We start from the raw sequence: 10,512 nt of genomic DNA, 5'->3' as shown, positions 1-10,512 counted from the left end.
GAGTTGTTGTCGCCGGTATAGCTCAGGTTAAAATTGCCGGACATTTTGCTGTAATTCACGGAGAGGTCGTAACTGTGATGGGTCGCATCGCTGCCATCATCCTTTATGGTTACTGAGCCGTCAGAAGAGGTCACAACCGTTTTGCTTCCGTTGGCTGCGCTGGCAGCAATGGCCTTCACATCGCCGATATTGGCGCCATTGGTATTGATATCATAGGCCTTGGTGGTAGAATTGATACCGCTTCCCATGTTGGTTACCTGCTTGCCTCCATTGCTGAGACCATTGGTGGTCAGAGAAATTTTCTTTGTACTGTCCGTTTCGCTGGGAGTCAGTTGAATTCCTGTACCATCTACCTTTGTGGTATAGGTCTTTGTGCCATCAGTGGTGTTATAGGTGACACTATTCACATTCAGATCATTAGCGGTGGCAATGGAAATGGTATTTCCGCTCTGGGTCACGGCGATATTCTTACCGGCATCGATGGTCACCGTTTCGCCGGGGTTGACCAGCTCTTTAGTCGTACCGGAAACTGTGCCACCGGAAGAAGAAGTGGTGAGGCTGAAGCCGGACTTATTGATGGCATCGGCCACATTATCACCGGTCACATAGGCTTTAGTGCTGGTCGTCATTGGATTGGTATCAGTCACCCTGCCATCACTTCCTGCCGATAAGGAAGCCGTAGTAATGGCAAGGTCATAATTCGTATGGTTATCCGTAGTATCTTTCGTCGCAGTAATACCGACAGAACCATCGCTTGATGTAACCGTGGTCCGTGCTGCTTTCAGCTGGGCCACATTCACGGCATCCGTATCTTCAGACCCTGCGGCCACATTGGTAATCTGACGGGTCAGTACCGACGTCCTGGTAACAATTTTCCCATTTTCATAGACCTTATACGAAGCTACCCCGCCGACAGATACGGCACCGGTGGTGGAAGTCCATACACTTTCCTGACCAGAAGCCACGGTATCCGGTTTCAGATAGGCCGTCAGTTCATCGCCAAGAGTCTTCGTAACCGTGGTGGTTCCTGTATTATAATCGGTAGTTTCTGTAATGGTCTGTTCTTTATTTCCCGCTGCCCGAGTGGCCACAGATCCGGCGCCAAGAGCTACGCTTCCTTCGGTCTGGGCATTGGACGAATCACCAAGGGCCGTCGAAAAAGTAGAATACTGCGCCGCAGCCCCCGTACCCATAGCAATACTGCGGCCCGCTGCTGCATCGGCCGCATAACCCAGAGCTACACTGCCGCCGCCATCCAGGGGATTGGAAGAATCATTGGTCGTTGTCCCTGCCAGAGCGCTTAACCCCATGGCTACGGAATACCGGCCATTAGCATAGCTTCCGCTTCCGATGGCCACGGTGGAATCATTCACTGCATGGGTATCAGAACCAATGGCCACAGAAGATCCTTTCTCTGCTACTGCTCCATTTCCTATGGCCGTAGAATTCTGTCCTTTTGAAGAAGCAGCATAGCCAATGGCAACGGTGCTCCTTTCGGAAGCGGAGGCTGTATTCCCAATGGCAACAGCGCTCTCTTCTGAGGCAGAAGCTTTTGTCCCAATGGCTACGGAATCCGCTGCCGAAGCTGTGGCACCATTGCCATCGGCAATCGCATTCGTTCCGGCAGCACTGCCGCCTGCTGCAGACACAGTGCTGCCGCTAAATACACAGGCTGCAAAAACGGCAGCCGCCAGGGCCTTCGAATATTCGTGGTACCCTCTGTGATTCCGGCTGCTTCCTGCCAGTTCCGACACCACCACATAGGCATTTCTCAGATTGCTCCATATCACTTTGTATATTTTATTCATTTTGTCCTCCAGCCCTGATGGGCCGCCCTAATGAGGAATGAATGGTATTGCAAAAAGAACCTGCCCCACAGTCTCTTTTCACAAGGCTATCAGTAATTCCCCTAAAAAATTACTTTAAGTAATGGTTATTCACCATGCCTGTATTATATCACACTTTTTCGATTTCAATCGATTTATGTAAATAAATTTTTGGTTACAATAATTACAATTGTTATACATCTTTGATAATATGATAATATATTGTGGAAAAAACAGGTTCCCGTCTATGGGCAGCAGCAAACCTTCATTTGAATTATTGCCATCTGTCCAGATACGATCACCTTCTCAGTGGAAAGCTGATATTCACAGCAGAGGTCTGAAAGAAGGCCCCCCATATCCCCTTTCCGTCCCTATCCCCTATGGGGTAAAATAGAAGTAAAGATATTGCAAAAAGGGAGATGAAAAAAATGAAATTCCCATGGAGCCATGGGCTTCGCAGCCAGCAGGGGCAGGATATTATCGAATATTCCCTGATGCTTGCCATTATCGTCGGTGTCGGCGGCATGCTTATAAACCATGAAAACGTGGCCGGCCATATCAGCCACATCTTCACATCCGCCGGGGAGCTTATGGACCGGATATCTCCCAGGGATGCAGATCTGCCATCCATCGATACCAGCGGTATGACTGATGCCCAGAAACAGGATAAGGGCGTACTGGATGCAATAACCAGGGCCATGGAAGAAGCCATCCGGAAGGGAGATATCCTTTTCGACGATGGTGCCACCGCCAACCTGTCTTTCCATGATAACAGCGATTTTGCCCGCCTTCTCGGGGAACGGGGCGTGGTGGACCGGAGCAGTTCTGTCACTTATTATGACGGCACCGTGGTCCGCGGCGACGGACAGAACGGGAACCACAACAGTGACGGCGGCCAGCGGAATACGGGTATACGCTGGTCTGATGCGGGCCTTGCGGGATCAACCTGGACAAATACCTCCGCCCCCTATGTCAATGTGACCGATCTTTGGGGAACCGTGCGGAAATACAATGCCGCCGGCCTCAATGACATCATCCGCCACGACAGCAGCAGCACCTATACCATATCTATACAGAAAACAGGAAGCAGCAGCTATACCACCACCTACTACCGGAATGGCAGTGCCATCGGCAGCGTGAACTGGACGAAGTAGAAAGAGACAGGCCATGGCCTGGCGGCCAAGGCTGTGACTGCGTCAAGGCTGCGGCCTGACGGCCGGGGCTAAGGCTGCTGCCTGGGCTCAAGGTGTATTTTAGATGCGGGCCTTCGGCTCATGGACAGGGCTGGGGAAGCGCTCCATGTGACTCTCCCCCACCCATGGAGGCCCCTGGAGAAGGGCCTCGCCAGAGGCGCAGGATGGATCGCCTCTAAGAAACGGTTCTTGCGAAACAGTATAACCATGCAAATACATGCATTTGGAAATACACCCCCTCCGTCGCCTTCGGCGACAGCTCCCCCGGAGGGGGAGCCAGGGAAGCACTGCCCCGGTACAGGAATCCAGGGGCGCCGCTTCTTCTATTTCAGACAATAAAAAAACGTCCCAGCGGGACGTTTTTTTATTGTCTGTCATTAAGCGTTCTTTGCTGCTTCGCAGATCTTGGTGAAGCCTGCAGGATCGCTGATAGCCAGTTCGGAGAGCATCTTGCGGTTTACTGCAATGCCTGCCTTGGTGAGGCCAGCGATGAGTCTGCTGTAGCTCAGGCCGTTCTGGCGAGCTGCTGCGTTGATGCGGACGATCCAGAGCTTACGGAATTCTCTCTTCTTGGAGCGGCGGTCTCTTCTTGCATAGTAGAGAGCCTTCATGACCAGTTCATTTGCTTTTCTGTACTGGGTATGACGGGCACCTCTGTAGCCTTTAGCCAGTTTCAGAATTTTCTTATGTCTTGCATGGGCGGTTACGCCTGTTTTAATTCTTGCCATTCTATGTAATCCTCCTTATCAGCCGTTTGGAAGCAGTCTTGCTACGCGTTTGTAATCAGATTTGGAAACCAGTGCTGCTTTTCTGAAGTTTCTCTTTCTCTTCTGGGTCTTCTTTTCAAGGATGTGGCTCTTGAAAGCCTTGTTTCTCTTGAATTCTCCGGTTCCTGTTTTGGTAAAACGTTTTGCCGCAGCACGGCGGGTTTTCATTTTCGGCATAATCATATCTCCTTTTTCATGCTTTTGGCCCAATGACCATGGTCATATTACGGCCTTCTAATTTCGGTGGCTTTTCGCGAACAATGGAGTCACCGAGCTCTTTTGCAAAGCGGTCGAGAACTTCCTGTCCCAGTTCGGGATGGGTCATTTCCCTGCCACGGAACATGATGGTCACCTTGACCTTGTTTCCGTCTCCCAGGAAGCGCTGGGCGTTTTTCAGTTTTACAAAGAAGTCATGGTCTTCGATATTCGGACGGAGCTTGACTTCCTTGATCTGGAATACCTTCTGTTTCTTCTTTGCTTCCTTATCACGTTTCTGCTGTTCATAACGGTACTTGCCGTAATTCATGATGCGGCATACCGGCGGGCGGCCATTCGGAGCCACTTCCACGAGATCAAGTCCCTTTTCTTCCGCAATGCGGATCGCTTCATGAAGAGTCATGATCCCCAACTGTTCGTTTGTATCGCTGACGACGCGGACTTCGCGGGCCCGGATCTGTTCGTTGATACTAAGTTCTTTACTTATTCTTTTCACCTCCGAAAAAGAAATCATTGCAAGTAAAAAGCGGACGGCATACACCGTCCGCTCCGAGTTCATACGTATGAAACCTTAGTAGCCTGCGCCTTGTAAGGTGAGAAGCGGATGACTTCTGCTTGCAATCAATTACGCTAGATATAATACACTATGGCAGTTAATCTGTCAAGTCATTTCTTAAAACCCTGTGAGCCAGGCCGATGGTGACTTCGTTGAAGTGGAGAACCCCCACTCCCACGAATACGGCCACACAGAGATGTTCTTTCCAACGGGCGATGCCGATCTTGCCACCTACATTCATGCCGATGGCCATAAGCTTCACCTGTTCAATGGCCGATTCCATAGCGCCCAGCACGGAACCGTCACCTACATGGGTGTCAGAAATCACGTGCTGCCGCTGGGCCGCCACGATGGCGGACTCAAAAATCTTCGGTAAAATGTCGGTGAATTTGCCGCCAAAGTTGACGGCCACGGACCGGATACCCTGGGCCATGAGCTGTTCCCGAAGGGCATTTTCATCGGCCCTGGTTTCTGATAACGCCATGCGCACGGCAGCTCTTGCCACGTCGGCGCTCTGAAATTCTCTTGCCATATTAATATTCTCTGCTCTTGATTTCACGAATCAGGTTTGCCACGAACATGGGCAGCGGGCTGGAGCCTTCGTCCCCGTTCTTGCGGCTTCTGATAGCCACGGTGTGGGTCTTCATTTCTTTGTCCCCTACGATGAGCATGTACGGAACTTTTTCCATCTGGGCCTTGCGGATCTTGTATCCCAGGGTTTCATTGGCTTCTTCCACTTCTACCCGGATATCGGAATCAGACAGGGCAGCAGCTACGGTCTTTGCGTAGTCCATGTTCTTTTCGGTGACCGGAATAACTTTAACCTGTACCGGGGCAATCCATGTGGGGAAGGCACCGGCGAAATGTTCGATAAGGATACCGATGAACCGTTCCAGGGAACCGTAGCCGGCTCTGTGGAGCATGACGGCTCTGTGTTTTTCACCATCTTCACCGATGTAGTTGACATCAAACCGTTCCGGCAGCTGCATATCCATCTGGATAGTGCCGCACTGCCAGGTACGGCCGAGGGAATCCTGTACATGGAAGTCCAGCTTCGGTCCATAGAAAGCGCCGTCCCCTTCATTGATCTGGTAAGGAACGCCGGTCTTTTCGATGGCTTCCCGGAGAGCGTTGGTGGAGATTTCCCACAGTTCATCGCTGCCCATGGAGTTTTCCGGACGGGTAGACAGTTCTACATGGTATTCCAGACCGAATACGCCGTACATCTTCTTGTACATGGCCATGCACTTGATGACTTCGTCCTTCATCTGGTCCTGGGTCATGAAAATGTGGGCATCATCCTGGGTGAAGCAGCGTACACGGAAGAGTCCGTGGAGAGCGCCCTTCAGTTCGTGGCGGTGAACGATACCGAATTCACCGACCCGCATGGGCAGATCCCTGTAGGAACGCTGCTGGGTCTTGAAATAGAGGATTCCGCCGGGGCAGTTCATCGGCTTAATTGCATAGTCTTCATCGTCGATCTTGGTGAAGTACATGTTTTCCTTGTAATGATCCCAGTGGCCGGACTGGATCCAGAGCTTCTTGGACAGGATGATCGGGGTCATGATTTCTACATAACCGAATTCTTTGAACAGTTCCCGTTCATAGTCCATGAGCTTGTTCCGGAGAACCATGCCCTTTGGATGGAAGAAGGGGAATCCCGGTCCTTCTTCATGGAAGGAGAAGAGGTCCAGCTGTTTGCCCAGTTTTCTGTGATCCCGCTTTTCCGCTTCTGCACGGACGAAGAGGAAATGATCCAGGTCTTCCTTCTTGAAGAAGGCGGTAGCATAGATACGCTGGAGCATCTTGTTCTTGGAATCACCGCGCCAGTAAGCGCCGGCAACAGTCATAATCTTGAATACCTTCACCTTGCCGGTAGAACGGAGATGGGGGCCGGCGCAGAGGTCCGTGAAATCGCCCTGTTCATAGAGGGAAATCTGTGCGTCTTCCGGAAGGTCATTGATGAGCATGACCTTGTAGTCCTGGCCCTTGTCCTGGAAGAACTTCAGCGCTTCTGCGCGGCTGACTACTTTCTTTACGAGAGGAATATTTTCCTTGGCAATCTTTGCCATTTCCTTTTCGATGGCCGGGAAATCTTCCTGGCTGAATACGTGATCAGAATCCAGGTCATAGTAGAAACCGTCATCAATGGCCGGGCCAATGGCAAACTTGGTGCCCGGGAACAGGTGCTGGATGGCCTGTGCCATTACATGGGAAGCGGTGTGGCGCAGGGTGAAGAGGCCTTCCTTGTCTTCCTTGGTGAAAAATTCGACTTCGCTGCCATCAACGATGGGGTCACGGAGATCCGTGAGTTCGCCATTCACCTTGGCCACCAGGGCATCCCTGCCGAGGCTGTTGGAAATGGCCTTGGCTGCGTCAGCCAGGGATACAGCGCTTTCGAACTGTTTTTCCTTACCGTCTTTCAGTTTGATTGTAATCATGAACTTCTTCCTTTCTGTATTCTCCGCCTCCCGCTGCTGGGGACAGCGTTCCGCTATGGATTGAAGGCTTTTGGAGAAATAAAAAAACTTCCATCCCTCTAAGGGACGAAAGTTCATTTCCGTGGTTCCACCCAAATTGAAGCATTGCTTCACTCATAGGCCTCTAACGGGAGCGGTCCGTGGGAATTTCAATTCCCCTGCTCGGAAGCGGTAACCTGTCCACCATCGTATCTGCTCACACCGGCCGCAGACTCTCTGAAACAATGGACTGGACACATCATGTCTCCGTCATCGCATTTATGTGTTTACTATAGTCCCGGATGAATCATTTGTCAAGGATTATTTTGCAGGTAGTATTTCCTTACTGGTATATGGGGATTGCAAAAGGGGCTGCGGCCTTCGGCCGGGGCTCTGCCTTCGGCATGGCTGTGGCCTGACGGCCAGGGCTAAGGCTCTGCCTGACTCATGGAAGAAATGATATTTCCTCCTTGAGCCTGAACATAGTTTTCATCCCGGACGCAGTCACGGACATGACCATATGCCCCAGGCCCATTCTACCTTATGCCCCCGCTTTCACGAGCACAGCGATGTGAAAGCCACAACCCGGTTGGCGAGCGTCAGCGAGGCCAACCCACCACCTTTATGCCCCATCCATCGGATGTACATATTCAGCCATCCCCGCACAGCCTATATTTCCTCCACGTACAGGACCCCCGGAATCTCACTGAACTCATGGAGCCAGGTTTCATGATCCCCGTGATGGGCCATTTTGACAGTCACCGTGGCAGAAGGAGAAAGACCGGCCTGCCGCTGGCGATAAATACTGAAATTGGTGACCTTGATTCCCTTTGCCCGAAGGCCGGTCAGGAATGAACGGATGGCTTCCATGTTTTCAAATTCCACATAGAGGTCCATATCCCGGGCCCTTGCCCGAAGATGTTTGTCCACCGGTTCCAGGACCCGGAGAACGAATATGACGAATAAGAGGGCCAGTATGGTACCCTTGATAAATCCGATACCCGCCGCCAGGCCGATACCTGCGCATACCCAGAGCCCCGCTGCCGTAGTGAGCCCCTTCACTTCATTCCGACCGGTAACAATGATGGTGCCTACGCCCAGAAAACCGATGCCGCTCACCACCTGGGCCCCGATACGGGCCAAATCCGTATTGGACGTGGGGAAAGAGCGGAGAATGAATTCATTCACAATCATGGCCATGGCCGCACCGATGCAGACAAGGGCATGGGTCTTGATACCGGCGCCTTTGTTCTTGTATTCCCGGTCCATGCCGATGATGACTCCCGCCAGGGTGGCAAGGAAGAGTCGGGCCGCAATGCCGGCCATGGTCCAGGACTGGAAAAAATTGATAATATCGTCCATGATGTCTCCTTGTTGGATGTATTGTATGGATGCCTCGCATGTAGATGGGGCTAATGGTGGCAGGTGAACATCGCTTCGCTCGTTCACCGGGTGGTGGCTTTACCTGGGGCTGCCGCCCCGGTAAAGCAGGGGCATAAGGTTCAGAAGCTACCTTTAGTGGCGAAGGAATAAGCGGCCTCCGGCCGCGTTATATACTGTTTCCTTACCATTAAGCGCAGCGCCCAACCCGGTTGGCGAGCACAGCGATGCCAACCCACAACCTGCTTTTACGAGCGCAGCGATGTAAAAGCCACAACCCTTATGAACCCGCTACTCGCCTGGGGATTCCACTCATCCATGGTCAACAGCCCCCCGCAGCCGTCTGAAAGCCTCATAGAGTTCCGGAAATGGCGTATCCTTATCCTTTTCTGCTACCCAGCGGAAGAAACGGTCTCCCGCCCGCAGTTCACAGCGGGTGAGCCGTTTGATAGGACCATACTTTTCCTTTTCATAGGCGTCCGTATTGATTTCCAGGGATTTCGTATTGGTGACAGACTGCTTCTGGGGCAGGGTAAAAAGAAAGCCCAGGGACTCTGCGAAACGGATCATGGCCTCTTTCGGAATCTCCCCTTCCGAAACATGGGGAATCCCGTTTTTCCACTCCGTCCTTTCCCAGTGGCCATGGGGAAAATCAAAGACATAATCATAGGGTCCCCCATTTCCGGAGAGATAGTTATCGGTAATGGAAAAACGGAAGGACATGGAAAGCCACCGTTTCTTTCCCTCCTCCTCCGTAAGGATATCATCATTCCGGGCACGGAAACTGCCCTCTACGCCGGCCTTCTTCGCCATCCGGTCAAAATCATAGGATGCCATGGGGTATCACTCCTTGTATTAGGGAAGCGCTGATTAATTCGCAGAGTCAGATTTCATAAGGATTTTTATGCACTGCTTCGTCATAGCTCGGCCAAGAATAAAAGGAAGGCCGATCAACTTATCTTGGCTCAGCAGTCCTATGCAGGACTGCTGCCTTAAATAGCTCGCTATTTGGGTCGAGTTATTCCTCGCATTCCATAAAAATCCAAGAACGAAATCTGACAACGATTTAATCAGTGCTTCCCTGGAACTTTATGATTATTATACACTAAATGCGTAGAAAAAAGGCTATGGCCTTCGGCGGGGGCTCTGTCCCTTGGACATGGCAGTGGCCTGCAGGCTGCCGCCCGGGCTCAAGGAAGCTATGATCGGCATTGACCTCAGCGTATCACAATATGGTATCTTACCGATTACCGACATGAATTGCAGTAAACTCTGCCCTCAAATTGAACGGGCAGGCAATAAGAGGAAGGGTCTTTAGTATGCGCCGCGCTGTATAAAAATCCAGGAATCAAATCTGACAACGATGTAATCAGTGCTTCTTCAACGCAAACAGGATTGAGATGAATCACTAGCGGCTGGCCCCAAAAGAACCATGGTTTAAAAGGAACGCAGGTCATACCGGAAAATCCGATGAAAACAAGAAAAAGCGGCGCACTGTCACTGTGCGCCGCCACTTTCTCCTCACATGCTTTTATCCATTCACTCGCACCCTCTCAATATCCGGATTTCCATTCTTATCCTTCGAAATCGTATCAATCCGGATATATTCCATTTCAGAGGAAAATTCTTTAGCCAGTTTATCCAGAGCCCCGCTCTTATCCAGTTCCGGATGGGAGGCGGCACTGGCCATGATGGCCCGGTATACGAGGGCCGCAAATTCATAGCGGGTCATCATCCGGTCTCCACTGAAAGTACCATCGGGATACCCTGTCAGGATGCCTGCCTTATGGAGATTGGTTACATATTCATAGGCCCAGTGGTTGGAGGGTACATCGGGGAAAAGAAGAGGCCGTTTCTGTTCTTTCACTTCCATCCCTCCGCCCACCAGAGTTTCCAGTTTCCGGATTCTTTCATCCTGCTTCTTTACCGTATCCCTAAGAGCAATGATTTCCTTTGCCATGGCCACCCGGGAGGTGGACACATGGTTCCCCTGCCCCAGTTTCACGCTGACTCCGGCATTCACCATATTCTCCCCACCGCCGAAGGAACCGCCTACGGAGAACATGAGGTCCTCGTCAGGCCGATAGTAAGCACCGACGGCGGCAGCGCTGGCAT

At 51.6% G+C, this 10,512-nt stretch carries 10 protein-coding genes and 2 other annotated features; of the genes, 1 reads left to right on the top strand and 9 read right to left on the bottom strand.

Annotated features, from left to right (window positions below; translation table 11 throughout):
- Positions 1–1,808: ESPR-type extended signal peptide-containing protein (locus tag QZR21_RS06010; protein ID WP_296974327.1), on the bottom strand; the 1,808-nt coding region annotated here is incomplete at its 3' end.
- Between the two features lie 446 nt (positions 1,809–2,254).
- Between QZR21_RS06010 and QZR21_RS06005 the strand changes: the two genes are divergently transcribed.
- Positions 2,255–2,980 (top strand): hypothetical protein, encoded by a 726-nt coding sequence (locus QZR21_RS06005; protein WP_296974324.1) that lies wholly within the window; start codon positions 2,255–2,257, stop codon positions 2,978–2,980.
- Between the two features lie 416 nt (positions 2,981–3,396).
- Here the strand turns inward: QZR21_RS06005 and rplT are convergent, their stop codons facing one another.
- The 8 genes from rplT to QZR21_RS05965 form a co-directional block, all read right to left on the bottom strand.
- The gene (rplT, locus tag QZR21_RS06000) at positions 3,397–3,747 is read right to left on the bottom strand and encodes a 50S ribosomal protein L20 (RefSeq protein ID WP_296098008.1); all 351 of its coding nucleotides are present in this window, start codon (positions 3,745–3,747) and stop codon (positions 3,397–3,399) included.
- Between the two features lie 18 nt (positions 3,748–3,765).
- Complete coding sequence (rpmI, locus tag QZR21_RS05995) at positions 3,766–3,963, bottom strand: 50S ribosomal protein L35 (RefSeq protein WP_296098006.1); 198 nt, start codon at positions 3,961–3,963, stop codon at positions 3,766–3,768.
- A 16-nt stretch (positions 3,964–3,979) separates the two neighbouring features.
- On the bottom strand, positions 3,980–4,516 hold the full coding sequence (gene infC, locus QZR21_RS05990) for a translation initiation factor IF-3 (protein WP_296098004.1): 537 nt from the start codon (positions 4,514–4,516) through the stop codon (positions 3,980–3,982).
- Positions 4,515–4,625: a sequence feature (ribosomal protein L20 leader region), on the bottom strand. It overlaps the preceding gene by 2 nt.
- A 30-nt stretch (positions 4,626–4,655) precedes the next feature.
- Entirely contained in the window at positions 4,656–5,090 is a 435-nt protein-coding gene (locus QZR21_RS05985; RefSeq protein WP_296098003.1) for a HutP family protein, read from the bottom strand.
- A 1-nt stretch (position 5,091) separates the two neighbouring features.
- On the bottom strand, positions 5,092–6,999 hold the full coding sequence (gene thrS / locus QZR21_RS05980) for a threonine--tRNA ligase (RefSeq protein ID WP_296098001.1): 1,908 nt from the start codon (positions 6,997–6,999) through the stop codon (positions 5,092–5,094).
- Between the two features lie 98 nt (positions 7,000–7,097).
- Positions 7,098–7,300: a binding site (T-box leader), on the bottom strand.
- Positions 7,301–7,686: 386 nt separating this feature from the next.
- Positions 7,687–8,379, bottom strand: coding sequence for an MgtC/SapB family protein (locus QZR21_RS05975; RefSeq protein ID WP_296097999.1), 693 nt, complete (start codon positions 8,377–8,379; stop codon positions 7,687–7,689).
- Between the two features lie 330 nt (positions 8,380–8,709).
- Positions 8,710–9,234 (bottom strand): hypothetical protein, encoded by a 525-nt coding sequence (locus QZR21_RS05970; RefSeq protein WP_296097997.1) that lies wholly within the window; start codon positions 9,232–9,234, stop codon positions 8,710–8,712.
- Positions 9,235–9,928: 694 nt separating this feature from the next.
- On the bottom strand, positions 9,929–10,512 hold a 584-nt coding region (locus QZR21_RS05965; protein WP_296974318.1), incomplete at its 5' end, for an S-layer homology domain-containing protein.

Source organism: uncultured Dialister sp. (assembly GCF_900541605.1).
Classification (GTDB): domain Bacteria; phylum Bacillota; class Negativicutes; order Veillonellales; family Dialisteraceae; genus Dialister.
This window is presented reverse-complemented; position numbering and strand designations above follow the sequence as displayed.